The organism is Streptomyces alboniger (assembly GCF_008704395.1).
Classification (GTDB): Bacteria; Actinomycetota; Actinomycetes; order Streptomycetales; family Streptomycetaceae; genus Streptomyces; species Streptomyces alboniger.
The window spans coordinates 6431021-6456107 of the sequence record NZ_CP023695.1 but is presented as its reverse complement, the minus strand read 5'-3'; the positions used below and the strand labels follow the sequence as shown (position 1 = coordinate 6456107).

The following is a 25087-nucleotide window of genomic DNA, read 5'->3' as shown; positions in this document are numbered from 1 at the left end:
GGTGCGCCCCGGGTCGTGCCCGTAGGGCCGCAGGGGGCCGTGGCCAGGCTGCCCGCACGGCACAGCCCGTGCCGGTCCGGGCGCCCGGCTGCCGCAGCCGCGGGGCGGAGAGCGACCCAGGGGCTGGGGACGGGACACTGCGCCAGGGGCGGCACGGCCCGCGCCGCGATCAGGATGCGCCGCCACCACGCCCGCAGGAACGGTGAAACCGAGCCACCCGCAAGGCACAGGCCCGTGGCGGGACAGGGGGCCCGCGTGGGTTCCGTACAGGTGTGCGGGAGGCAGGGACAGAGGTGGCGGCGTCGTACAAATGCCCCTATCGCGCGTGTCCTTGACACCCGCTCGGGGGCGTGGCGTACTGCGGATTGCGTCGGTGGCGGACCGGACGGGGGTGAGTCAACTGGCGGTGCAGCGCTATCCCACTGTTCCGGAACTCATCGCCGCTGCTCGGCAATTGGCCGAACACCGCCCCGAACTGACCGCCCTGCGCCAGATCGGCACCTCACGCGCGGGAAGGCCCCTCCACCTGCTGTCCGTGGGGCACGCCTCCCGCGCGGTCCTCGTCGTCGCGGGCGCCCACGCCAACGAGCCCGCCGGCGGCTCGACCCTCCTGCACCTCGCCGAGCGGACCCTGCGCGACGCCCGGCTGCGCGCCGACACCTCCTGGCACTTCCTGCTCTGCGCGGACCCGGACGGCGCGAGCCTGCACCGCACCCCCGCCCCGCGCTCGCTCCTCGACTACCACCGGCACTTCTTCCGCCCCGCGGGTCCGGAGCAGCCCGAGTGGTCGCCCTCCGTACTGCCTCCTCACCGGCTGCCGCCCGAGACGCGCGCCCTGACCGCCGTCATCGACGAGCTGCGGCCCTATTTGCAGGTGTCCCTGCACGGCACCGATCTGGGCGGCAGTTGGGTGCAGCTGACGGAGGACATCCCCGGCCTCGCGGAGCCCTTCGCCAAGTCGGCGGCGGAGCTGCACATTCCGGTGGAGACGGGCGCGTCGGACGCCGCGGGCTGGCCGGTCTCCGGGCCCGGCGTCCACGTACTGCCGGGGCCCGGGGCGGCGGCGGCCTACCCGAGCCTGCCCGAGGACGCCCGGCTCACCACCTGGCACCACGCCCATCGGTACGGCGGCCGTACCGCGATCGTCGAGGTGCCGATGTGGGCGAGCGACCTCGTCGACGACCCGGCGCCGCACCCGGCGCCGGGACCGGCCCTGCGGGCGCTCGCGCGGCGGCTGCGCAGGGACGGCAGGCTCGTCGAGGAGATCCTGGCCGAGGCGCTGCCCCGGCTGGCCGGCCACGCCGGGCCGCTGCTGCGGGCCGCGCGCTGGGGACTCGCGCTGGCGCCGGGCCTCGCCGACGACTGGGTCCGCCTGCCGCCCGCGGACACCACCGTGGCGTACGTCGGGAGCGTCGACGCGTTCGGGCGGCGCCTGCCGCTGCGGGCGGCCGCGATGCTGCTGCGGGTCCTCGACGAGGCGGGCGACCGGGCGGCGCCCCGCCTCGACCGGCTCGTGACACGGTGGAGCGAGGCCTTCGCCGAGCGGTTCGAGGCGCGGTGGGTGCCGCTGGAGCACCAGGTGGAGCACCAGTCACGGACCGCGGTGGCCGCCGCGCGCCACGCGCGCGTACAGCTACAGAAGTGACCGGCCCCGCCTACCGGGGCCGGTCGGGCGCGCGGCCGGGGCTCAGCTCACGGCCAGGCGGAAGGCCATCCGCCCGAAGCTCACCAGGTCGCCGTCCTGGACGAGCGCGGCGCCGGTCACCCTGCGGCCGTTCACGGACGTGCCGTTGGTGGAGCCGAGGTCGCGCAGCACCCACATGCCGCCCTGCCGGCGCAGCTCGGCGTGCACGCGCGAGACCGTGTCGTGGCTGAGCCGCAGGCCATTGGCCGGGTCACGGCCGATCCGCAGGGGGTAGGGGCTGTCGGGCGAGGGCAGCAGCAGCTTCGGCAGGCGCTCGGCCTGCCAGGCCCTGCGCAGCTTCATGGTGAACCCGGAGACCGCTTCCACGCTGCCGAGCACCATCCGCGACCAGCGGCCCTCGGTCCGCAGATCGGCGGTGAGGGCGGCCAGTTCGTCGGGCCTGCGGGCGGCGAGGACGAGTTCCATGCGCCGCAGGAAGGTGTCGTGCGAGAGCCTGCCGACGGCCGCGCCCTCCTTGAGTGCGTCCAGCGCCCGGTCGCGCTCGGCGTCCGTCACCCGCGCGGGGTACGTGGAGAACTCGAAAGAGGATGTCACCAAGGGATTGTCGGGCAACCTCGCCCCAGGTGTCCAGAATGGGCGCGGGCGGCGGTCGATCGATCTCTTCCGCCCACGAACAGGCGACTTCTGACGCACCATGGGACGCAGGTGTGACGAACAGCGGACGAGGGGGCACGTCGGTGAGGTTCGAAGTGTGGGCGCCGCAGGCCGGGCAGGTCACTCTGGAGTGCGCGGGCGCCACGCGCGCGATGGAGCGCGACGGGGACCGCGCGGGCTGGTGGACGGCGGACGCGGAGGCCGGGGACGGGACGCGCTACGGCTTCTCGCTGGACGGCGGCCCCGTGCTGCCGGACCCGCGCTCGCGCCGCCAGCCGGACGGCCCCGACGGCCTCAGCGCGGTCGTCGAGCACGAGCGGTACGCGTGGCGGACGCCATGGGCGGGGCGCGGCGTGCGGGAGGCGGTCCTGTACGAGCTGCACGTGGGGACGTACACGCGCGAGGGCACGCTCGACGCGGCGGCGGACCGGCTCCAACACCTCGCGGACCTCGGCGTCACCCATGTGGAGCTGATGCCGCTGTGCCCCTTCCCCGGCCGGCACGGCTGGGGGTACGAGGGAGTGTCCCTGTGGGCGGTGCACGAGCCCTACGGCGGCCCGGAGGCGCTGAAGCGTTTTGTCGACGCGGCGCACGCGCAGGGCCTCGGCGTGGTCCTGGACGTCGTGCACAACCACCTCGGTCCGTCCGGCAATTACCTGCCCGCCTTCGGCCCGTACTTCACCGAGACGCACCACACGCCCTGGGGCTCCGCGGTCAATCTGGACGCGCCGGGCTCGGACGAGGTGCGCGCCTATCTGATCGGCAGCGCGCTCGCCTGGCTGCGGGACTACCGGCTCGACGGGCTGCGGCTCGACGCGGTGCACGCGCTGCGGGACACGCGCGCGTGCCACTTCCTGGAGGAGCTGTCCACGGCCGTCGACTCCCTGGCGGGCGATCTCGGCAGGCCGCTGGCCCTGATCGGCGAGTCCGATCTGGGCGACCCCCGCGTCGTCACCCCGCGCGCGAGCGGCGGCCTCGGTCTGCACGCGCAGTGGAACGACGACTTCCACCACGCGCTGCACACCGCGCTCACCGGCGAGTCGCAGGGCTACTACGAAGACTTCGCACGGGCCCCGCTCGCCGCACTCGCCAAGACGATGACGCGCGGCTTTTTCCACGACGGGACGTACTCGACGTTCCGCGGGCGCGCCCACGGCCGCCCCGTGGACCGTGCGCGGACGCCCGCCCACCGCTTCCTCGGGTACGCGCAGACCCACGACCAGATCGGCAACCGCGCGCAGGGCGACCGGCTCTCCGCCTCCCTCTCCCCCGGCCTGCTCGCCTGCGCGGCCACGCTGACGCTCACGGGCCCCTTCACGCCCATGCTCTTCATGGGCGAGGAGTGGGGGGCCACGACGCCCTGGCAGTTCTTCACCGACCACACCGATCCCGAGCTGGCCGAGGCCGTGCGCCGGGGCAGGCGGCGGGAGTTCGCCGCGCACGGCTGGGCGGAGGAGGACATTCCCGACCCGCAGGACCCGGCCACCCGCGAGCGGTCCTGCCTCGACTGGTCTCAGCCGGAATCGGGGCACCACGCGCGCGTGCTCGCCTGGCACCGCGAGTTGATCTCCCTGCGGCGCGCCCGCGCCGACCTGATGGATCCCGACCTGGCGGCGGTGCGGGTCGCGTACGACGAACAGGCGCGCTGGTTCGCGTTCCGGCGCGGGGACCTGAAGGTCGCTGTGAACTTCGGCAAGGATCCCGCCGCCGTCCCGCTCGGGAACAACCACGCGCGCGTGCTCGCCGCCTGGGAGCCGGTCGAGCCGCCCGGCGCGGACGGCGTGCTGCGGCTGCCCGGCGAGTCGTGCGCTGTCGTGGGCGTCGCCTAGAGCAGCTGTCCACACGGCCCGCCGAAGCGCCTATCTTGAGGGCCCACCAAGGGGAGGCACGCCATGAAGCAGCGATTCCTCGGCCGGACGGGGCTGCGCGTCAGCGAGTTGTGCTTCGGCGCGATGATGTTCGGCAGCGGCGCGGACGAGGCGACGCCCCGAACGCGGGCGGGCTGAGCCGCAAGCACATCCTGTCGGCGGTGGAGGCGAGCCTGCGCCGCCTCGGCACCGACCACATCGACCTGTACCAGACACATGTGTGGGACGCGACGACGCCGATCGAGGAGACCCTGTCCACGCTGGACACCCTCGTGAAGGCGGGCAAGGTGCGCTACCTCGGCGCGAGCAACCACTCCCCGGCCCAGTTGCAGAAGGCCCTTGACGTGGCGCGGGCGCGCGGCTGGGAGCCGTACTCCTGCCTCCAGCCGGTGTACAACCTCCTGGTGCGCGAGGCCGAGTGGGAGCTGCTGCCGCTCAGCGAGGCGGAGGGCGTGGGCGTCATCCCGTACAGCCCCTTGCAGGGCGGCTGGCTGTCGGGCAAGTTCCGCCGCGGCATGGCCGCGCCCCCGCAGGGCGCGCGGGGCTCGGACGCCTGGCAGGAGCGGAATACCGAGGAGACGTGGCGGGTCGTCGACGCGCTCCTGGACGTCGCCGAGGAGGCGGGCCGCACACCGGCCCAGGTCGCCCTGCGGTGGCTCCTCCAGCGTCCGGGAGTGACCGCGCCGATCGTGGGGGCCCGGTCGGTGGAGCAGCTGACGGACAACCTCGGCTGTGTGGACTGGGAGTTGACGCCCGAGCAGCAGGAGCGGCTGACGTCGGCGAGCGCGCGTCCGCTGCCGTACCCGTACAACGTCCTCGCGTACTACCCGGGCCGCGAGCCACGCAGCGGGCCCCGGACGGACTTCGCCTGACGCCCCTCAACCGGACGTCCTGAGCGGTCAGTCGACGATGGCCATGTCGCGGGCGGTGTTGTTGAGGCGCCGCCCGCCGTCGTCGGTGACGGTCACGATGTCCTCGATGCGTACGCCGAAGCGGCCGGGCAGGTAGACGCCGGGCTCCACGGAGAAGCACATGCCGGGCACGAGGGGCTGCTCCTCGCCCTCGATCATGTAGGGCGGTTCGTGGGTGGTGACGCCGATGCCGTGGCCGGTCCGGTGGATGAAGTAGTCGCCGTAGCCGAACTCGGTGATCACGGCGCGGGCCGCCCGGTCGACGTCCTGGCAGGCCGCCCCGGGCCGCACCGCCGCGCAGCCCGCCGCCTGCGCCTCGCGCACCACGTCGTGCACGCGCCGCTCCTCGGCGGTCGGCTCGCCCACGTGGACCGTGCGGGAGGTGTCCGAGCCGTAGCCGTGGAGCAGGCCGCCGAAGTCGAGGACGACCATGTCGCCGTGTTCGATAACGCGTTCGCCCGCCTCGTGGTGGGGATTGGCGCCGTTGGGACCGGAGCCGACGACGGTGAAGTCCACCTGGGAGTGTCCGAACCGCCGTAGCAGACCGGCCAGATCAGCGGCCACGTCCATCTCCTTGCGGCCCGCGAAGGGGACCTTCTGGATCTCCTCGTACGCCGCGTCGGCCGCCGCGCCCGCCGCCGCGAGGCGTTCCAGCTCGGCGGCGTCCTTGACGGCCCGCAGCATGGGCAGCGCCTCCGTGAGGGAGACGTACGAGGTGCCGGGCAGCGCCTTCTGGAAGCCGAGCAGGTGCATCGCCCAGGCGTTGTCGCTCACTGCGAAGCGGCCGGACACGTCCAGGAGCGGGGCGGCGACGGCGTACGGGTCCTTGCCGTCGGTCCAGTCGCGCAGGGTGAGCGCGGGCGCTCCCGCGGCGCGCTCGGCGTCCGGGGCCTCCAGGGTGGGCACGACGAGGACGGGTTCCTGTCCGGCGGCGAGCACGAGGACGGTCAGGCGTTCGGTGAGCGCGGTCGGCCGGTAGCCGGTGAGCCACACGAGGTCGGGGCCGGGGGCGACGAGGACGCCCGCGAGGCCCGCGTCGGCGGCCGTGGCAGCGGCGCGCTCCATACGGGCCCTGTAGTCGTCGGCGGTGAAGGGCGCGGGCGCGGTGCTCATGAGGGCCTCCTGTTGGCTACGCGAGCATCCTCCCTTCCGCCGCGGGTGACCGCGAGCCGGCCGAAGGGGCTGGCTCAGGTCACGATGCCCGGCCTGACGGAGAGGATCTGGCGGTTGCCGTTCTTGTGGCGGACCGTCAGGGGCACCTCCTTGCCCGGCTGTGCGGCGGCGACCGCCGACGCGAGAGCGGCCGCCGAGCCGACGCGTACCCCGCCGAACGCGAGCAGGGTGTCGCCGCGTACGAGGCCCGCGGCGTAGCCCGGGCCCGGGAGGTGCACGCCGACGAGCAGCGCGCCCCGGCCGTCGGGGGCGTCGACGGCCTCGACGCCGAGAGTGGAGGCCCCGGCGGGATTCGCGGAGGCGGGGGCGGGGCCGTCGGCCGCTCCGGAGTTCCGTGGCGCGGGCTTCGACGGTTCGGGCCTCGACGGTTCGGACTTCGGCTCCTCTGCGCCGAGGCCCCCGGCGGCCTGCCGGAGCGCGCCCGGCGGGGCCGCCGCCTTCGCCGTCTCGGCGACTCCGCCCATGCCGATGACGGTGACGCCCACCGTGCCGATGCCGACGCCCGCCAGCACCAGGAGCACCGCGAGGAGCAGGCCGCCGAGCACGGCCGTCAGGCGCCTGCCGCGACGCCGCACGGCGTACGGGCGGCGGCCCTTCTCGGAATGGTCGCCTGGGCTGCGGCCGGGGCTCCGGCCTGGCATCGGCTTGGGACGCAACGCGGTCTGTTCCATGGCTCGCCTCCGGCCACAGCTCTACCCGGCGCGACCCGGCGGCGATGCCTCACGAACGGGTGAGATCAGGCTCTGACGTCCAGCTGCGCCGCCAGCGCCGCGGCGGGCCCGCGCAGGGTCCCGGCGTGCAGCAGCTCCGTGCGGTGGACGACGCGGGGCGCGGTCAGCGGCACGGCGACCGCGCCCGGCACCTCGGCGGCGGCCGCACGCGGCAGCAGGGTCAGGCCGTGGCCCGCGGCGGCCAGCGCGGCGAGGGTGCGCAGGTCCGTGCCGTCGTAGCGCAGCGCGGGCCGGAAGCCCGCTGTGCCGTTCGCGGCGCGGAGTTGGGCCAGCGGCAGGCCCGTGTCGGGCGCGTCGATCCAGCGCGCGTACACGAGGTCGCCGAGGCGCAGTCCGGTGCGGCGGGCCAGCGGGTGGCCTTCGGGGAGCAGCACGGCGACGGGTTCCTGGCCGACGCCCCGCGCGGTCAGGGGTGCCACGTCGGGCAGGCGCAGCGGGTCGTTCGGTGCGGCGAGGCCGTCGACGAGGCCGAGGTCGACGGCACCGGTCGCGACGGCCGCGGGAATCTCGTCGCGGGGCAGCACGGACAGGGTGACGCCGGCCGGTGGCAGTGCCTCGGCCGTACGCCGGGTCAGCGCGGTCGGTGTGGTGGCCAGCGTCAGGCCCTGCTCGGGAGCGGCCGCCATGCGCATGACCTCGGCGCGGGCGGCGTCGAGGCGCAGCAGCAGGGGGCCCGCGTGTTCCATGAGGCGCGCGCCCGCCGGGGTGGGCGCCACGGGGCGGCGGGTCAGCAGAGCGGCGCCGAGGTCCTGTTCCAGGGCCGCTATGTGCTGGGAGACGGCGGACTGGGTGTAGCCGAGTTCGCGCGCGGCCGCGGAGAAGGAGGCGAGGCGGGCCACCGTCACGTACGTACGCAGGAGGTGTGGATCCATGCGCCAAGGATCGCGCACCCCCATCAGGAACACTTATGGAGAATGCAGATTTCATCGTTGGACGTGAACGGCCGGCCGCGCCCAGGATGATCGGCATGACGACTGACACAGCCATGACCGCCGACGCGGCGCACAACTCCCCCACGGCACGTATCGCGTTGATCGGCGAACGCTCGCCGAACGTGACCTCCCACAACCGGCTGCCGCTCCTCCTGGACGCCCTCGCCGCCCACGACGGCCTCGTCCTCGACGCGTACTGGGTCCCGACCGAGGACGCCGAGGAGCCGGAAGCCGTACGTGGCTTCGACGCGGTGTGGGTCCTGCCCGGCAGCCCCTACCGCAGCGAGGCGGGAGCGCTGACCGCGATCCGCACCGCGCGCGAGGAGGGCATTCCCTTCCTCGGCACCTGCGGCGGCTTCCAGCACACGCTGCTCGAGTTCGCGCGCAACGTGTGCGGCCTGACCGCGGTCGCGCACGCCGAGAACGACCCCGGCGCCGGCGACCTGCTCATCGAGCCGCTCGCCTGCTCGCTGGTCGGCCACGAGGGCACGGTGACGCTCACCCCCGGATCGCTCGCCGAATCGGTGCTCGGCGCCGACCGGTCCATCGAGCGCTACCACTGCTCCTACGGACCCGGCCCCCACCTCGACACGCTGCGCGCGCACGGCCTGCGCTTCACGGGCCAGGACGAGGAGGGCCGGGTCCGGATCGCCGAACTCCCCGGCCATCCCTTCTTCCTGGCCACCCTCTTCCAGCCCGAGCTGTTCGGCGACGGCTCACGCCCGCACCCGGTCGTCCAGGCGCTGGCGCGGGCCGCCGTGCGGCACGCGCGCGTACCTGCCTAGTACCTGCCTGGCCGGCCCGCGAGGCGGGTCAGCGCAGCCCGGCGACGGCGGGGACCCCGGGCGCACGGTCCGGCACGAAGCCGTGCGCCCGCCTCGCCAGATCCTCCGCGCCGTAGCGCCGGCAGCCCGCGTGCCAGTTCAGGATGCCCGCCAGCCAGTTCTGCAGCTCGGTGACATAGCAGTCCATGACGGCGCGCGCCTCGGCCGTCAGCCCGAAGTCCTCGTACAGGACGGGGAACTCATGGGCGGCCACGTACTCGAACTGCTGCATGCGCTGGGTCATCAGGTCGTGGATGACGCCGAGCGCGGTCGGGTAGTCGCAGCCGAAGAAGTTCTGCACGACCAGGATGCCGTTGTGGACCTCTCCTTCGTACTCGATCTCCTTCTGGTAAGAGAAAACGTCGTTGAGGAGCATCGCGTAGTCCATCGCGGCGTTCTCCAGGGAGCGGACGGGGCCGCTGCGGTAGACCTCCGGCGGCACCGCGGGGCCGTGGCCCATCCGGCACAGGCTCATGGTGAGTTCGGAGCCGAAGGTGGCACGGCGCATCTCCAGGTAGTCGACCGGGTCGGGGATGCGGTTCTGCAACTGGTTGGCCAGCTCCCACAGCCAGCTCTCCGTCATGACCACCACGGTGTGCCGTGTGGTGCGCCGCTGCTCCGGGGACATGTCCCGGGTCGTGCGCGCCCACAGGTCGGCGAGGCCGCGCTCCATGCCGTTCACGGGCACGGTGGTCGGCTCGCCCTCGATGGGCATGCACCCGGCGAGGCGCTCCGTGCAGAGCTTCGCCGCGGCGAAGTCACGGCGGTGGCCGAAGACCAGGGGGTAGTAGTCGTCGCCGTAGGTGCCCCAGGCCAGCCACTGCGAGCTGAGGTCCAGGGCTTCCGCCGTGCCGTCGGGGCCGATTCCGGCGGCGCACAGCGGAAGGTCGTACGCGTCGAGCTTGTCCTCGTCCCACACGCCCTCCGACAGGATGCCCATCGTGTGCGACCAGGCGGTGAGCCTCGGGCGGGCGGCGTCCAGGTGCGGATTGAGCCGCAGCGGGAACGGCATGTGGAAGTCCGGCAGGATCGAGGGGCCCACCTTCTGGAACGGGACGTGCGTGAACGAGCGCAGCCGCTCCGCCCCGGCGGACGCGAGCAGCGCGCCCACGTCGGCGGCGGAGGTGCCGAGGCCGGTGGGCCCGGCGAGCGGCGAGGTGGCCAGCGCGCCCTCGTTCATGTACCTGCTGGAGCGCAGGTGCCATTCGTGGCCGCCCGACTGCCAGTCCTGGAGGCCCCGGGTGTACGCGGCGACCGCGGTGACCTCGGGTGCGGTGAGGCCCTTCTCCAGGGCGAGGGCGGGCACTTCGGTGACCGCCGTGTGCTCGAACTGGTGCAGGCGCGAGGTCAGGACGTCGTTGACGATGTCGGCGGCCTGCTGGGTCGTACAGCCGAAGAACGTCTCCAGGACGAGCACGCCGTTGCTCAGCTCGCCCTCGTCCTGGACCTCCCGCTGGTACGAGAAGAGGTCGTTGCGCAGATGGACGCCGTCGGAGAACGTCTCCATGAGCACGCGCAGGGGCCTCGAACCGGCGACGGCGGCGGGCACTTCGGCGGTCGCGTACTCGATGAGGCCCGCCGACCAGGGGGCGCCGCCCACCTTGCGGCGCATCTCGATGTACTCGACGGGGTTGGCGATCCGTCCTTCGTTGATGTTGGACAGCTCCCACATCGACTCGTTCAGGAGGTGCTCGGTGGACTCGGCGAAGCGGCGGCGCCAGTCGGCGGACATCGCGGGGACCGTGCGGGCCCACAGGTCGGCGAGGCCCGCCTCGACCGGGTTCTGCGGCTCGGGGACGGAGGTCGAGAGGTCCATCGGCATGAAGAGGGGGAGCCGGTCCAGGTGAGCCTTTCCCGCGACGCGGTCCTGGGTGCGTTTGTACATGTCCAGGAAGTGGTCGTCGAAGAAGAAGACCCACACGTACCAGTCGGTGATCAGCGACAGCGCGGGGCCGTCGCAGTCGGGGTGGGTGTACGCGCACAACAGGCCGTAGTCGTGCGCGTCGAGGTCGCTCTGCTCCCAGATGCCGGAGCCCTCCAACATGCCCATGTCACGCGCCCACTGGCTGGAGTGTGCACGCGCCTCCTCCAGGTGGGGGTTGAGCCGCGCGCGGTACGGCATGTAGAAGTGCGGCAGTTCGAACGGCTGCGTCATGGCCCGGCCCTACCCATGACCCTCTCCCGCCATCCGGGCGGCCGCGCATGATCGCACCATCGCGTGAATCGGAGGCGCGCCGGGGCGCACAAGGGGCGCACGAAGGCATGGGGCGGCGGCCTGGATGCGCCTTTGCCGAATCATCAGTTTGCCCGCGTGCGCAGGGCTTACGCCTCTAGGCTGCGGTCCACGCCCCCGGAAGGAATCACCTCCATGACCGATGCGCCGCCGCGAGCGGAGCTGCTCCTGGACCGCGACGTCCCCGAGGACATCGGGCAGGAGCTGGCCGCCGCGCTCGACCGGCTCGGCGCCCCGCCGGTCCGGGTCCGCCGCACCCTCGTCCACCGCGGGGCGGCCGACATCCCCTGGATCGTCCTGGCCTCCCTGCCGTTGCAGGCGTTCCTCAGCGGCCTCGGGGCGGAGGCGGTCAAGGACGCGTACGCCGCGTTCAAGGGGGTCGTACGGAAAACCGCGCGTCCGGGGTCGCCCGCGGGCGCCGAGGCCAGGCCGCTGGTCCTCCAGGACCCCGGGGGCGGGCTGAGCATCGTGCTGGAGCCCGATCTGCCCGCCGAGGCGTACGAGTCGCTGATCGGGCTCGACCTGGCGGAGTTCGCGGTGGGGCCGCTGCACTACGACCGCGCCCAGGGCCGCTGGCGCTCGGTCCTTGACGAGGCCGCCGGCTGACACGCCGGCCGGAGGGCACGGCGGGGTGTTCGCCGTGGATCGGGGGCTGACTGTGACTACGCAGACCGCGGACACCGCGGAGACGTCGGACGCGGAACTGACCCGCGCCGAACAGGCGTGCGCCGCCGGGGAGTCGGCACTGGATCGCGGCGACCGCGCGAGGGCGGAAGCCTATTTCCGGGAGGCGCTGACACTGACGTCGGCGTGGGCGGGGGGCGCCGACGGCGGTGAGGGTGCCGAGGGCGGTGAGGGGCTCAGGGATGGTGGCGGGGCTGGTGGGATAGGTAGCGGTGAAGGGGGCGGTGCGGGCGGCAGGGAGAACGGCGCCACGGGGGTCGGCGCGGGCCGCGGGGAATACAGCGCCGAAGGGGTCGGCGCAGGCAGTCCGGCAGGCAGAGCCGAGAGCGGCGGCGCGGGCGACGGGCAAGGCAGAGCCGAGAGCGGCGGCGCGGAGGGCGGGGAAAACGGCGCCACGGGGGTCGGCGTGGGCAGCCGGGAAGGAAGCACCAGGAGCGGCAGCGCGGGCAGCGGACAAGGCGGTACCCCGAGGAGCGGCGCGGGCCGCGGGGAATACAGCGCCGAAGGGGTCGGCGCAGGCAGTCCGGCAGGCAGAGCCGAGAGCGGCGGCGCGGGCGACGGGCAAGGCAGAGCCGAGAGCGGCGGCGCGGAGGGCGGGGAAAACGGCGCCACGGGGGTCGGGCCAGGCGGTCGGCAAGGCCGGGACGAGAGCGGTGGCGCGGAGCGTGAGGGACGTTGCTCCGGGGTGGTGGGTGGCGGTAGTGGGGGAAGTGGTGGGGGGCGGGGCCCTGGGGGCGAGCGGGGGATTGGGGGGAGCGGGGGGCGGGTTGAGGCGCGGGCTCGGACCGGGGTGGGGCGGGTGCGGCTCGCCGCCGGGGACGTCGACGCGGCCGTCGTCGAGTTCGAGCGGGCGCGACGGCTGCGGCCCACGGCTGCCGGGCCGCTGCACTGGCTGGGCTGCGCGGCGGCGCACCGCGGTGACCTCGCCGCCGCCGAGCGCCACCTCACCGCCGCGCTCGCCTGCGCCGTCCCGCACCGCCGCACCCTGATCCAACGCGCGTACGTCCACGCGCGCGCGGGCGCCCCGGAAGCGGCGCTCAGCGATCTGCGCGCCGCCTCCCGGATCGCCCCGCTGGACGACGAGGCCCGCTGGGTCATGGCGGCGCTCTCGGGCCGCCCCGCGCGCGAGGTGGCCCTGCGGCTGCGCAAGGCCGCGCTCCAGGGGCTGATGAGCGAGCGTGGCGCGGACCCCGCACGGGAGTGCGCCGGTCGGGCGCGGGCCGGGGCGCTGGTCGACGCCGCCCGCGGCCTCGACCCGGAGCCGGGCGGATTCGTTCCGCTGCACGCCGTGGTGCTCGTGCGCGGCGGCCGGCGCGCCGCCGCCGTGGAACTTCTCCACGAGGCCGCCCGGCGCGACCCCACCGACCACAGGGTCACCCACACCTTGGCACTGGCCCTGCTCAACTCCCCCGGCGGGCAGCGGGGCCCGGAGTGGGAGAGGTGTATCGCCGCCTGGGCTTCCGTGTTGCACGACGCGGGGTTCTGGGAGCGGGCCCGGGCCACCGCGTCCCGGCGGTACGGCGTGGCGGTGGAGGCCTCACTGGTGCCTGCCCTGCGGGCCGGTCTGCGCGAGGCGCTGGAGCGGCGCATGCCCGACGACGCCGGTACGCGTGTAGCGCCGGGACCGCTGCTCCAGCGGGAGGCCGACGCCGCGAAGCTGCTCGCCGCCGTGGGCGGCTTCCCCTCGGCGCAGGGCGGCGGGGTGCCCCTCTTCTGCGGGCCGCTGCGCATCGCGGAGCTGGGCAGGTCGGCCGAGTTCGGCGCGTTCGCCGCGGCGCAGGAGGCCCGTGCGCTGCACACGGGCGCCGCGCACACCGCCGCGCAGCAGGCCCACGCGCTCCGGGCGAACGGCTTCCACCCCGTCGAGGACACGCCCGCCGCACTCCCGCCCGGTGCCACCGCCGCGGTCACCGGCCACCCGTCCATCGACCCCGCCGCCGGCGCCCCGCCCATGTACACCTCCCTCACCTACGCCTTCTCCGAACTGGGCTTCGCTCAGCTGCTGTTGGGTCTCGGCAAGCCCGGCGACGCCCTCGCCGCCCTCGCCGAGCTGCGCTGCCCGAGCTGTCGCGCGCGGGGCGGGCCCGGGGCGGCGGCCGTGTGCGAGCCGGACTGCGCGCGCTTCGACGAGCTGAACCCCGGTTACGCCGGGCTTCCGGACAGGCACCGCAGGCTCTCCCTCGACGCGCGCGGCCTGGCTCTGGAGGCGCGGCTCAGCATGGGGCGCGACGAACTCACCGCCGACCGGCCCGACTTCACGGCTGCTGCCGCGTACTGGCGCCGCGCCCTGGTCCACAGCCGGGAGCTGGACCGGTACCGCGAGACGCAGACCGCCATCGTCGACATGGCGCTCGGCGCGGCCCGCGCGGCGCACTACGAAGGACGGCTGACCCGCGCGGTGGCCACCCTGGAGGCGACCCGCTCGGTGATCGGAGCCAACGAACGGGGCCGCCTGGAGGGACAGTTGGCCCGCGTCCTCGCCGACCGGGGCATCTCCGTGGCCAACGAGGAGGACGGGCCGCTCGACCAGCCCGCCGCCGACCTGCGCCGCTCCGTCGCGTTCAACCCGCACCTGCTGCGGACCCAGGTCAGCCTCGGCATCGTGCTGCGCCGCCTCGCCGCCGCCCGCTGGGGCTCGGGCAGCCTGTCCGGCGCGCGGGACACCCTGCGCGAGGCCATCGACCAGCTCACCGCCGCCCTGGAGCACTTCCCGGACGATCCCGACCTGGAGGACCAGCGGGAAGCCGCCGTCGCCGACCTCGACCACGTCATGTGGCAGCCCGACGAGAGCGAGCGGTGACGGCCGTGCTCACCTACGAGGAACTGCGCATCCGGGTCCGCCGCGTCGGCGGCGACCGCTATCTCGTGACCGCCAACGGCCCGGCGGCCGCCGCCGAGATCATCACGGTCGGCGCGGAGCCCGCGGCGCTCCGCGAGCAGTGGGACCGGCTGATCGCGGCGGAACTCTGCCTGGCCCCGATGGGCGAACTGCACACCGTGGCGCAGCTGCGGGAACTGGGGCGCGGGGTGTTCCGCCTGCTGTTCGGCGGTGACGGGAAGGAATCGGAGGAGAGCGAGCACGAGGAGGCGCGCCAGGGGGCCGAGGGCGAGGCCCGCGAGGGGATCGGTACCCGTGTCGGCGTCTGCGTCGACACCGCGTACGACCGCGCGCAGGGAATGTCGAGGCAGCGCGGGATCCGGCTCCGCTTCGACCTGCCGCCCGAGCTGCGCGACCTCCCCCTGGAGTCGCTGTGCGGGCCGCCGGGCAGCCCGCAGCAGGCCTTCGCCCTCAACCACGGCTACTCACTGGCGCGTTCCCTGCCGGGCGGGTCCCTCGGACAGCGGCTGCCGGGGCCGGCGGACGAGCCGAGCGTGATCCGGCTCGTGGTGGCCTGCGCCTCCCCCAAGGACCTCGCCCAGCTGCGGACGTCGGCGGAGGTGGCCGCCCTGCGCCACGATCTGCCCGATGTCGCCGTGAAGACCAGGGTGCTTGAGCGGGCCACGCGCGCGGGGCTGGAGTCGGCGCTCGCCGAGGACCACGAACTCCCCACGGCCGTCGTACTGATCGCGCACGGCGAGTACGACCAGGAGCTGGGCAAGGGCGTGGTGGCCCTGGAGACGGAGAGCGGTGGCAGCGACCGGGTGCCCGCGGATCTGCTCAGCGGGATCCTGCTGAAATCCCGGCGGCTCCGGCTGGTCGCCCTCAACCTCTGTTTCGGGGCGGACAGTTCGCACCTCGAACCCTTCTCCGGGCTCGCGCAGGCGCTGATCGGCGGCGGCGTGCCGGCGGTGGTGGCGATGCGGGGGCTGGTCAGCGATGTGTCGGCGGGAGCGTTCAGCCCGGAGCTGCTGAAGGGCATCGCGGCCAACAAGACCGTCGACGAGTCGGTGGCCGCGGCGCGGCTGCGCATCTCCCACCAGCCGGAGCACACGGCGGTGGAGTGGGCGACGCCCACGCTGTTCCTGCACGAGGGCTGTCGGCAGGGATGGCTCTTCAAGGCACGGGAGGTACGGGACCGGGCGGAGCCGGACCCGCTGCTGGAGGGCGCGCACGCGCTGGAGACGCTCCAGAGCCCCGTCGGCCACGTCGGCTCGGCCGTCCTGATCGGCGCGGCGCGCTTCCAGCGGGACCGGGGCGACTGGGCGCAGGTGCAGCGGATCCTGCGGACACCGGCCGAGAGCTACGCCGATGAGCAGCGCCGGATGCGGGCCGAGGCCGACTTCGAGCTGGCCTGGCCCCAGGTCGAGAAGTTGTGCGCGCTGCTCGCCGGGGAGCGGGACGCGGCAGCCGCCGCGGCCCAACTCGACGTGGTCCGCCGGGCCTTGCCGGGTGCGGTGCCGGGCTGCCTGGAGGCGGAGGTGGCCGAGCTTCAGCGCCTGGCCGCGCTCGTCGACGAGGCGCGGGCCGCCGAGGCGTCGGCGGACTGGCCCACCGCCATCAGCCGTTACGAGGACGTGCTCGCCGCCCGGCCCGGCGGGCTGCGGGACGTGGTGGAGCGGCTCGCGGCCGCACGCGACGAACTGCACGTGGCGCGCACCTGCGAGGCCGCCGAGCGGGCGCGGCAGGCGGGCGACTGGGCGACGGCCGCGCGGGGGTACGCCACCGTCCTGACGCTGCGCCCCGGCCACGGTACAGCCGCGGCGTGGGCCGCGTACGTGGCGGGGCGGGCCGCCGAGGCGAGCGAGGACTGGCCCGCCGCACTGGCCGCGTACGGGGCGTGCGCGGACCTGGAGGACGCGGCGGGACGGGCGGCCTACGCGCGCGGCCGGGCGGCGGCGCGGGACGGGGACTGGCCGGGCGCGCGGGAGGCGTTCGCGCAGGCGGGGCCCGAGCGGGCCGGCTGGTGCGCGTATGCCGAGGGACGGACGGCGGAAGCGGCGGGGGCGTGGGCCGCGGCGGTGACGGGCTACGGCTCGGCGGACGGCTTCCTCGACAGCGGGGTGCGGGTCCTGTACGCGCGGGGGCGTGCGGCGGCGGACGCGGGCCGCGTCGTCGACGCGGTCACCGACCTGTCGGCGGCGGCCGCGCACGGTTGGGACGCGGAGCCGTGGCTCGGCGAGCTGCGCCACCGCGCATACGAGGGCGCCCTCGCCGCCGCGGAGTCCGCCGACTGGCCGGCCGCGCTGGCCCAACTGGCTCCCCTGCCGGCCGAGTACCGCGCCACAAGGCCGCTCCGACGCTATGTGCAGGGCCGGTCGGCGATGGCATCCGGTGACTGGGGCGCGGCGGCGGAGGCATTCGGGGAGGCGGCCTGCGGTGACGCCGGGGACGGCCTGCCCTCCGACACGCTCCACCTGCGCACGTACGCCGAGGGCCGGCTCTGCCAGGAGCAGGGCCGCTGGGCGCAGGCGCTCGCCCACTTCGCCGGGTTGCCGTCCGAGCTGTCGGACGTACCGGACCGGGTGCTGTACTCGCGCGGGCGGGCCGCCGACGAGCGGGGCGAGTGGGGCGGGGTCATCGATGGGTTCGGGCGGCTGCCCGACACGTACGCCCAGGGCGAGGTCGGCGTGCGGCGCCTTTACGCACGCGCGCGCGTGGCCGCCGATCTGCGCGCCGACTGGGCGGCGGTCCTCGGCCTCCTCACAGGCGTACCGGACGAGGCCCGCGAGGGCGCGGTGGCCGCCCTGCGCCGCAAGGCGGAAGGCCGCAGGGCGGAGGAGGCGGGCGACTGGGCGAGGGCCTGCGAGATCCACGCCCGCGCCTTTCCGCCGCGGCTGCGCGGCGCACCGCTCCCGCCCGGCCCGCCGCCCGCACCCCTCGCCTCCGGCACCACCCCCGTCGACGACGAACCCGCGCACCTCTACCACTACGCCCTCGCCCGCACCCGCGAACTGGACGGACGGTGGCAGGACGCGCTCGGCGTCTACGAAGCCATGGACGAGCAGTGGGCCGACGTCCGGGCGCGTCGGCGTTACATGCGGGCCCGGATCGCCGAAGAGGGTGCTGACGGGGCCACGGCGTGGCGAGGGGTCGTCGAGGCGTACGAGGAGTTGGAGCGGGAGGAGGCACACGGCGTGGACGCCGCCACGCGCGGGCGGTACGCGCGCGTGCGGCTCGCCGAGGCCGAAGGGGACTGGGCCCGTACGGCCGCCGAGGCCGACGCTCTCGGGGCGCACCGGGACGCCCACGCCGTCGCCGCCTACGCGCGCGGACGTCTCGCCGACGCGCACCAGGAGTGGCAGCGGGCCGCCGACGCCTTCCGGCAGTGCCCGGGGCACCAGGACGCCGACGCCCATCTCGCCTACGCCGAGGGGCGGCTGCTGGAGGCGGCGGGGAAGTGGAGCACGGCCGTCGCCGCGTACAAGCGGGCCCGGGGTGTCCTGGACCGCGCCGACGTGAGATGCCGCAGGCTGCGGCGGCTGGTCGGGCTGCTCCCGTGGGCGGACGGGCTGACCAGCGCGCCCCTGGTCGCCGACCCCTTCGCCGTACAGGACCAGGCCTTTCCGTATCTCGCGCTCCGGGACGCGGGCGTGGATCCCGGCGCCTCCATGGACGTGGTGAAGAACGCCTCGTACGCGCTGCTGGAGCGCGGTTCCATGTCGTGGCACGAGCGCGTCGCGCTGGAGCGGCTGCGCCTGCCGGCCCGACGGCTGCGGCTGGACGCCCTGCTCTACCGCTGGCACTCCCCCGAAGCCTTGCGCGACGCCCTCGCCGGGCTCTCGCCGGACGAGGGGCCCGGCCTCCTGGACACCCTGTGCGAGCGCTTCCCGAAGGACGCCCCGCTGCTCCTGCTCCTCGCGCGCGACCGCGAGGCCGCCGCCGCCGAGTGGGAGCGGCGCCTGAAGGAGGCGCCCGGCGACATGGACGTGGTGCACGGCCTGGCCGCGGCCCGGCTGTGGCAGGCGCAGGAGCTGGAGCAGAGCGGCGCATGGGAACACGCCGTGGGCGCCTGGGAGTCGGCGCTCGCGTACTGGGCGACGCTGCTCAGCGACGACGAGTACTGGGACGGCTGGCGTGCCGAGCGAGCCGTCTGCTACGAACGCGACCTCACCCACGAGGACATGGCGTCGTTGCGCTGGGAGCTGAGCCAGCACCTCTTCGGCCAGCTGTCGGCCTACGAGCAGCGCCACACCGAGCAGGACCGGCCCGGACAGGCCGCCGCCTACCAGGCGCTGGCGGGCATCCTGGAGTCCGAGCTGGGCGGCGCCCGGGTGCTGAAGGACGTGGGCGGCCTGCCGTCGGTGCCGGGCGCGCGCGCCACGCTGGCGTGCGGCCCGCGCTATCTGCGGCTGCTGCGGCTCCAGGCGCCCCTCGGTGATCTGGTGGCGAGCCTGGACGCGGCGGCCCAGCAGGGCAAGGACCCCGGCGAGTACGCGGTACGCGAGCTGCGCTGGGCCTTCTCGGAGCTGGCACGGAGCTTCGCCCTGTGCGAGGTGCGCAAGTTCGGGCCCGCCTTGCGCGCGCTGCCCGCCCTGCGCACGCTGAGCACCCTCCCCGACGACTGCGCGGGCCCCGCCTCCCGCGCCGGGCACGCCGAGGGGTGCGACCACTGCAAGGACTTCCTGCTGCGCAACCCCGCCTACGTACGCCTGCCGCGCCGCCACGCCCGCCTCCTCCAGGACGGCGTCGAACTGGCCGTGCACGTGCGGCTCGCGCTCGCCAGGGCCGCCCTGACGCGCGGTGACGGCGGGCTCAACGAGGCCCTTGAGCACTGGCGGGAGCTGGTGCGGGTCTCCCGCGACGCGGGGATGCAGGCCCGCTCGAAGAAGGCCGTGATCCGCACGGTCCTCGGCCGGGCCGAGGCCCTCGCCGACGAGGAGGGCGCGCAGCTCGGCCCCTGCCTGGACGAGGCCGTCCGGCTCGTCGAGTCCGCCACCGCCGTACTGCACCCGCTCGACCGCGACCTGCTCGGCCGGCTCAACGGCAGGCTCTCGGCGCTGCTGTCCCTGCGGGGCGTGTGGCGCGGCTACACCCGCACCAAGCACGGCATGCGCTGCGACGTGTACGGCGCGGAGGCCGACCTGCGCCGCGCCCTCGCCCTCAACCCGGAGTCGAGCCACGCCCGCGACAACCTCGCGCGGGCCCTCGTGTTCACCCTCGACGAGCGGACGTACGAGGTGCCGGCCCGCCTGGGACTCCTCCACGAGGCGCTGGGTCTGCTGGACGTGGGCCTCGGCCAGGCGCTGACGCACCGCTACCGCGAGACGCTGAGTGAGTCCCTCGACGAGATGGAGAAGCTCCTCACCCGGCATCTCGGCGTCGGCGGGATGGGCGATCTGATTCGCAGCGACGGCCAGGAGACCCCGCCCGACGACGACGATCTGCCGTGCTGGGCGGCGGAGTTGACGGACAAGGCGGAGCGGGCGCTGCGTCGCGGGGAGATCCTGTGGGCGCTGCACCACCTGATCCGCGCCACCCGCGCGGATCCCACCGACAGCCGGATCCGGCGCGCGCTCCTGGACGCGGTGCGCCGCTGGCTCGCCGAGCTGAGCCCCGGACAGGGGACCCCCGAGGACGAAGCAGGAGGCAGTGTCGCGTGATCAAGGACCCCGACGCGAGCTGGGAGGGCCCCTTCCCCTACGACGCGCTCGCCCCGGCCGGTGTGACACCCTGGACGACCCACGCCGACATGCGGGACGTCTCCTTCGAACTGCTCGCCCGGCACCTGATGACGCCGGTCACCCAGCAGGCGTGGGACGAGCTGCGCGTCGTACGCCGCAGAATGCTCGTCGATCTGCTCCTGTACGACGTCGACCTCGACGCCGAACTCCCGGTGGCGGCAGCGGAGATCGACCGGCGCCTGGCCGTCGAGACGGCGTCCCCGGGGCATGCGGACGAGGCCACGCCCCAGGAGCGCCCCGGGCACCCGCTCCCGGAGGCCACCGCGCGCCTCCTGGACGATCTGATCCGCTTCGATGTCTGACCCGACGGCCCGGCTCGCCTACGAGCACGCCCGCGACCTGGCCGCCCGCGACGCGGTCCACCAGGCGCTCACCGAACGGCTGTTGCTGCGCTGCGCCGACGTCCTCGACTCCTTCGACCGGCTGCTCTCGGACGGCGCGGCGAGCGATGTGGAGACGTACAGAAGGAGCCTCGCGCTGATCGCCGGGCAGTTGGAGGCGGCGCTGGCCGAGGAGGGTCTCGAGCGGGTCGGGCGGGTCGGCGAGCGGGCCGAACCGGCGACGCACCAGGTGACCGAGGTGCGCGCCGCGCCGCCCGGGAGCGCCGACGACGAGGTCCTTGAGATCCTCCAGCGCGGGTATCGATACCGGGGGCAAGTGCTGCGCGCCGCCCGGGTTGTTGTCGCCGTCGACGGCGGCACGGAGCAAGGGACGGAGCGGGAATGAAGGCCATCGGCATCGACCTCGGCACCACCAACAGCGCGGTCGCCGCCCACGATCCGCACCGCGCGGACATCGCGGTGCTCACCAACAGCAAGGGCGAGCGGCTCACCCCGTCGGTCGTCGGCATCAAGAGCCGCGACGGCAAGGACCAGCCGCTGGTCGGCGAGGACGCGCTGAACTGGGCGATCAGGCAGCCCAAGGAGACCATCGTCTCCGTGAAGCGGCTGATGGGCCGGGACTTCGCCGACGCGTCGGTGGCGCAGGCCCGCGACCGGATGAGCTACGAGATCGTGGCGGGGCCCGACGAGGACCCGCGGGCGCACGTGGTGCTCGGCGGCCGGGCCCGCACCCCCGCCGAGATCTCCAGCGTGATCCTGGACAAGCTGGTCAGGGACGCCTCGCGCACCCTCGGCGAGCCGGTGACGCACGCGGTCATCACCGTGCCCGCCTACTTCCGTGACGCGCAGCGCGCCGCCACACGCGAGGCCGCCGAGAAGGCGGGCCTGGTGGTGAAGAAGATCGTGGACGAGCCGACGGCCGCCGCGGTCGCCTTCGGCCTGCACAAGCCCGGCGGGGCGCGCAGCCGGGTCCTCGTCTACGACCTCGGCGGCGGCACGTTCGACATCTCCGTGCTGAACGCGGTCAAGGACCAGGAGGGCAGGAGCCAGTTCCAGGTGCTGCGCTCGGCCGGCGACATCTGGCTGGGCGGGGACGACTTCGACCTCGCGATCGTGGAGCGCATCATCACGTGGATGCGCGAGGAGCACCACGTGGACCCGTCCGGCGACAAGGCGTTCCTCTTCCACGCGAAGAAGGCCGCCGAGCGCGCCAAGCGGGAGCTGAACGACATGGAGGACACGTACATCGTGATCCCCGCCGCGTACAAGGGCGAGAACGGCGTGCTCGACGTCGAGATGAACCTGACGCGCCGCGAGTTCACCGCGATGATCGCGCCGCTGGTGGGCCGCACCATGTCGCTCGTCCAGGAGACCCTGGCGCGCTACGAACTCTCGACCGACGACATCTCGGACGTGCTCCTGGTGGGCGGCGGCACGCTCACGCGGCCCGTGTACGAGGCGGTCGAGGCGTTCTTCGGCGCGGACAAGGTGCGCAGGAACATCAACCCCATGGAGTGCGTCGCGTTCGGCGCGGGCGTCCTCGCCGAGACGCTGCGGGGCGTGGAGTGCTCGGACACGGGCTGCGCGAAGGTCAACGAGTACGGGGCGAGCGCCTGCGCGGCCTGCGGCAGGAGCCTGGCCGACGGGCGTTCCAAGGGCGACACGGGTCTGTACGAGTCGACGCCGATGGCGATGGGCATCGCCGCGATCAAGGGCAGCCAGCGCGACGTGTTCGTCGAGATCATCGAGGCGGGCTCGCCGTACCCGCTCTCCGAGCCGCGGCAGCGCACGTTCCACGCGACGGACAGCCGCCGCATCCGGGTGCCGGTCTACGAGGGCGACAGCAAGGTGGCGAGCGAGAACCACGAGCAGGGCGTGGTGGAGTTCGAGCTGCCGCAGGAGATCGAGATCAACCGCCAGGTGGACGTCTCCTTCAACTACTCGGCGGACCGCATCATCACGGTGAAGATCAGCGTGCGCGGCACGGACATGGTCCTGGAGGCCACGCCGAACCGGGAGAAGCCGCGCACGCCGCCGCCCGAGCCGGTGGAGGAGCTGGACAGCGCCGTCCTGCGCGAGCAGCTGGCCTTCGCCGAGCGGGAGGCCGACCACTTCCTGAAGCGGTACGGGCCCTACATCGAGCCGGTGCAGGCGATGAAGGTCCGCAGGGACATCGAGCAGGCGCAGCGGGCCGTCACGATGGGCGACAGCAACGAATACAAGCGCCTGACCGAGCTGCTGCTCGACGACATGTACCGCCAGTGCGGTCTGGCGAGCCAGTTCCGGCAGGCCGAGCTGGCGTCGGAGGGCGCTCCTCCGGAGACGGTCCGGCAGATCAACGAAGCAGTCGAGTACGTCAAGCAGGCCCACCGCCAGGGCAACAACGTCCAGACCGCCCAGCAGGCGCGCAACCTCGTGAACCTGGTGGCGGTCGCGCAGTCCGAGCGTGCGGTGCCGACGCTTCCCGACCGGCCGGACTACGAGGGCATCCTGCGGTTCGCCGAAGAGACGGCCGGCGGATGAACCAGGCGCGGCAGGACGGCCGCCCCGCGCCGGGGACGGCCGCTGTCAGTCTCGGCATCGACTTCGGCGCCACGGGGGTGCGGGCGCTCTTCGCGCTGCCGGGCCGCCCGGGGCGGCGCCTGGACACGGACGCGGAGGACGGGCCGTGGCTGCTGTGCGAACCCGCCGAGACGGGGGAGCTGCCGGTGACCTTCCCCAGCCTCAAGAGCCGCCTGGGCAGCGGGCGTCCGGTGTGGGTCGGGGACAAGCCCGTGGACCCGGACCAGCTCGTCGTGCGGCTGCTGCGGTCCGTGCGGGAGCGGGTGGAGGCGGCGGCGCCCGGGCGGGTGACGCAGACCGTGATCAGCGTGCCCGCGCGGTTCGGCTCGGCGCAGCGGGCGGCGCTGCGGGACGCGGCGCGCGAGGCGGGGCTCGACCCGGCGCGGCTGGTCAGCGACTCCATGGCCGCGGTGATCGGTCACATGACGGAGCGGGACAGCGGCACGTGCCTGGTCTACGGCATGGGGTACGAGGGGTTCGAGCTGGGTCTGGTCCGCAGCGTGCGCGGGCACTTCCGCTCGCTGGGCTACGAGGGCGGCACCACGTCGGGGGGGCGCGCGTTCGACGCGGCGCTGCTGTCGTCGGCGGTCCGGCTGCTGCGCAGGCACCGCGCCCCGTCCTCGGTCACCGGGCTCGACGCGGCCGTGTGGCAGGGCCTTCGCGCGCGCGGGCAGGAGGCGCGGGAGGCGCTCGGGTCGCCGGGCGGCCCGGAGGCGGCGGTGCTGGACATGATGCCCGGCGCCGGAGTCCCGCTGTGGTTGCGGATCGAGCGGCCCGACCTCGACGCGTATCTGGACCGTCATGTGCGGCGCACCCTCGACCGGGCGCGGGCGCTGCTCGACCAGGCGGGGATGGAGCCGTCGGACGTCGACACGCTACTGCTCGTGGGCGGCAACACCCGTATGGAGCAAGTGCGTTCACGGATCGCCGGGCTCGGGGAGCGCAGCGTCCAGGCGTCGCCCGAGCTGCTGGCGCTCGGCGCGTTGAAGCACGCGGTGCGGCTCGCGGGCGGCACGGCGTCCTCGGGCCCCTCGGCCCTGGAGGAGGGCCCTCTGGAACCGGCGGCGCCGGCCCAGGACACCCTCTCGGACGCACCGCCGCTGACGGCGACGCTGGTGGGGGCCGACGTCGAAGAGGTACGGGAACCACGAGTCCCGGGTGCCCCAAAAGATCACGATGCCGCACGCGATCCGCGGCCCGCGCGCGCCGCCGTACGGGACCCCCGTGAGGCCACCGCCCCGCACGGCGTGCGGGAGGAACGCGGGAGTCACGGCGCCCGCGACCTGGAACAGGCACGGCTGCTCGTCCGGCAGGGACGCCCGCGAGAGGCCGGCGCCCTGCTGCGCGAGATCATCGTCGAGGCCCAGGGGCTGCTGGACGACCTCGACCGCCCCTCGCCCCGGCCCGACCCCGCGCCGACCACCCGGCCGGCCGCACCGGAGCCCGCGCCTGCCCTCGACTACGCCTCGCAGCGCCAACTGGCCCGCGCCCGCGCACTGTTGTCCCTCGGCCGGTACGAGCACGCCGTGCGGGCCGCGCACATCGCCTGGCAGGACGCGGCGACCAGGCCGACGGGCGCCGACATGCTGGACGCGATGATCGACGTGCACTGCGAGGCCGCGATGGCCGACATGTCGCCGGAGCACTTCACCGGCGCCGAGCAGTGGCTGAAGTGCGCGTACAACCACGATCCGACGAACGTACGGGTGCGCGGCCTGCTCGCCGAGCGCACCTACCGGCACGCCGTGGAGCTGGACCGGCGCGGCGAGCGCGATGAGGCCATTGAGGCCCTGGGGAAGTGTCTGACGTGGGACCCTGAACACTCCGCCGCCGAGGCACTGTTGGCGCGGCTCAACCGTGACGGCAGGAACCGGCGCGGCAGGGGGGACGTCCTCGGATAGAGGCCGGTCGCGCCCCGCGTGCGCCGCCGCTCGCGAGCCGCCCGTGAGTTGCCTGTGAGTCGCCCG

General features: G+C 74.5%; 16 protein-coding genes. 11 read left to right on the top strand and 5 right to left on the bottom strand.

Annotated features, from left to right (window positions below):
• Nucleotides 1–364: 364 nt before the first annotated feature.
• Nucleotides 365–1645 carry a M14 family zinc carboxypeptidase gene (locus CP975_RS28375; RefSeq protein WP_246201835.1) on the top strand — a complete coding sequence of 427 codons (1281 nt, stop codon included), beginning with the start codon at nucleotides 365–367 and terminating at the stop codon, nucleotides 1643–1645.
• A 42-nt stretch (nucleotides 1646–1687) separates the two neighbouring features.
• Here CP975_RS28375 and CP975_RS28370 read toward each other — a convergent pair whose 3' ends face one another.
• Nucleotides 1688–2239: an FHA domain-containing protein gene (locus CP975_RS28370; protein WP_030787844.1), complete on the bottom strand. Its 552-nt coding sequence runs from the start codon at nucleotides 2237–2239 to the stop codon at nucleotides 1688–1690.
• Nucleotides 2240–2382: 143 nt separating this feature from the next.
• On the opposite strand from CP975_RS28370, the gene treZ reads away from it, so the two are divergent.
• Nucleotides 2383–4128: a malto-oligosyltrehalose trehalohydrolase gene (gene treZ / locus CP975_RS28365; protein ID WP_055532663.1), complete on the top strand. Its 1746-nt coding sequence runs from the start codon at nucleotides 2383–2385 to the stop codon at nucleotides 4126–4128.
• A gap of 200 nt (nucleotides 4129–4328) precedes the next feature.
• Nucleotides 4329–5039 (top strand): aldo/keto reductase, encoded by a 711-nt coding sequence (locus CP975_RS28360; protein WP_246201656.1) that lies wholly within the window; start codon nucleotides 4329–4331, stop codon nucleotides 5037–5039.
• Between the two features lie 27 nt (nucleotides 5040–5066).
• Here CP975_RS28360 and CP975_RS28355 read toward each other — a convergent pair whose 3' ends face one another.
• The 3 genes from CP975_RS28355 to CP975_RS28345 form a co-directional block, all read right to left on the bottom strand.
• Nucleotides 5067–6191: an aminopeptidase P family protein gene (locus tag CP975_RS28355; RefSeq protein ID WP_055532665.1), complete on the bottom strand. Its 1125-nt coding sequence runs from the start codon at nucleotides 6189–6191 to the stop codon at nucleotides 5067–5069.
• A gap of 74 nt (nucleotides 6192–6265) precedes the next feature.
• Nucleotides 6266–6922, bottom strand: coding sequence for a PDZ domain-containing protein (locus CP975_RS28350; RefSeq protein WP_055532667.1), 657 nt, complete (start codon nucleotides 6920–6922; stop codon nucleotides 6266–6268).
• Between the two features lie 65 nt (nucleotides 6923–6987).
• Entirely contained in the window at nucleotides 6988–7854 is an 867-nt protein-coding gene (locus tag CP975_RS28345; protein ID WP_055532674.1) for a LysR family transcriptional regulator, read from the bottom strand.
• Between the two features lie 95 nt (nucleotides 7855–7949).
• Here CP975_RS28345 and CP975_RS28340 point away from each other — a divergent pair, with 95 nt between their 5' ends.
• Nucleotides 7950–8699 carry a CTP synthase C-terminal region-related (seleno)protein gene (locus CP975_RS28340; protein ID WP_150477492.1) on the top strand — a complete coding sequence of 250 codons (750 nt, stop codon included), beginning with the start codon at nucleotides 7950–7952 and terminating at the stop codon, nucleotides 8697–8699.
• 28 nt (nucleotides 8700–8727) lie between these two features.
• On the opposite strand, the gene cyc2 is transcribed toward CP975_RS28340, so the two are convergent.
• Nucleotides 8728–10893, bottom strand: coding sequence for a germacradienol/geosmin synthase Cyc2 (gene cyc2, locus CP975_RS28335; protein ID WP_055532671.1), 2166 nt, complete (start codon nucleotides 10891–10893; stop codon nucleotides 8728–8730).
• Nucleotides 10894–11106: 213 nt separating this feature from the next.
• Here cyc2 and CP975_RS28330 point away from each other — a divergent pair, with 213 nt between their 5' ends.
• From CP975_RS28330 to CP975_RS28300, 7 genes are all read left to right on the top strand, one after another.
• On the top strand, nucleotides 11107–11577 hold the full coding sequence (locus CP975_RS28330) for a hypothetical protein (RefSeq protein ID WP_055532673.1): 471 nt from the start codon (nucleotides 11107–11109) through the stop codon (nucleotides 11575–11577).
• An 877-nt stretch (nucleotides 11578–12454) separates the two neighbouring features.
• On the top strand, nucleotides 12455–14455 hold the full coding sequence (locus tag CP975_RS28325; RefSeq protein WP_150477491.1) for a hypothetical protein: 2001 nt from the start codon (nucleotides 12455–12457) through the stop codon (nucleotides 14453–14455).
• Entirely contained in the window at nucleotides 14428–20136 is a 5709-nt protein-coding gene (locus CP975_RS36265) for a CHAT domain-containing protein (protein ID WP_150477490.1), read from the top strand. Before CP975_RS28325 ends, CP975_RS36265 begins: the two co-directional genes overlap by 28 nt.
• Nucleotides 20133–20519 carry a hypothetical protein gene (locus tag CP975_RS28315; protein ID WP_055535624.1) on the top strand — a complete coding sequence of 129 codons (387 nt, stop codon included), beginning with the start codon at nucleotides 20133–20135 and terminating at the stop codon, nucleotides 20517–20519. The genes CP975_RS36265 and CP975_RS28315 overlap by 4 nt, the downstream gene beginning before the upstream one ends.
• A complete protein-coding gene (locus tag CP975_RS28310; protein WP_055535626.1) occupies nucleotides 20512–20943 on the top strand; it encodes a nucleotide exchange factor GrpE in 432 nt (143 codons plus the stop codon). Before CP975_RS28315 ends, CP975_RS28310 begins: the two co-directional genes overlap by 8 nt.
• Nucleotides 20940–23081 (top strand): Hsp70 family protein, encoded by a 2142-nt coding sequence (locus tag CP975_RS28305; RefSeq protein ID WP_055535628.1) that lies wholly within the window; start codon nucleotides 20940–20942, stop codon nucleotides 23079–23081. Before CP975_RS28310 ends, CP975_RS28305 begins: the two co-directional genes overlap by 4 nt.
• Nucleotides 23078–25021: an Hsp70 family protein gene (locus tag CP975_RS28300; protein WP_055535630.1), complete on the top strand. Its 1944-nt coding sequence runs from the start codon at nucleotides 23078–23080 to the stop codon at nucleotides 25019–25021. The genes CP975_RS28305 and CP975_RS28300 overlap by 4 nt, the downstream gene beginning before the upstream one ends.
• The last annotated feature ends 66 nt before the right edge of the window (nucleotides 25022–25087 follow it).

Excerpts from the sequence above, each read along its gene's own strand:
- cyc2 (WP_055532671.1), bottom strand. The coding sequence starts at position 10,893 with ATGACGCAGCCGTTCGAACTGCCGCACTTCTACATGCCGTACCGCGCG.
- CP975_RS28305 (WP_055535628.1), top strand. The coding sequence starts at position 20,940 with ATGAAGGCCATCGGCATCGACCTCGGCACCACCAACAGCGCGGTCGCC.
- CP975_RS28340 (WP_150477492.1), top strand. The coding sequence starts at position 7,950 with ATGACGACTGACACAGCCATGACCGCCGACGCGGCGCACAACTCCCCC.
- CP975_RS28345 (WP_055532674.1), bottom strand. The coding sequence starts at position 7,854 with ATGGATCCACACCTCCTGCGTACGTACGTGACGGTGGCCCGCCTCGCC.
- CP975_RS28310 (WP_055535626.1), top strand. The coding sequence starts at position 20,512 with ATGTCTGACCCGACGGCCCGGCTCGCCTACGAGCACGCCCGCGACCTG.
- CP975_RS28355 (WP_055532665.1), bottom strand. The coding sequence starts at position 6,191 with ATGAGCACCGCGCCCGCGCCCTTCACCGCCGACGACTACAGGGCCCGT.
- CP975_RS28330 (WP_055532673.1), top strand. The coding sequence starts at position 11,107 with ATGACCGATGCGCCGCCGCGAGCGGAGCTGCTCCTGGACCGCGACGTC.
- CP975_RS28300 (WP_055535630.1), top strand. The coding sequence starts at position 23,078 with ATGAACCAGGCGCGGCAGGACGGCCGCCCCGCGCCGGGGACGGCCGCT.
- CP975_RS28350 (WP_055532667.1), bottom strand. The coding sequence starts at position 6,922 with ATGGAACAGACCGCGTTGCGTCCCAAGCCGATGCCAGGCCGGAGCCCC.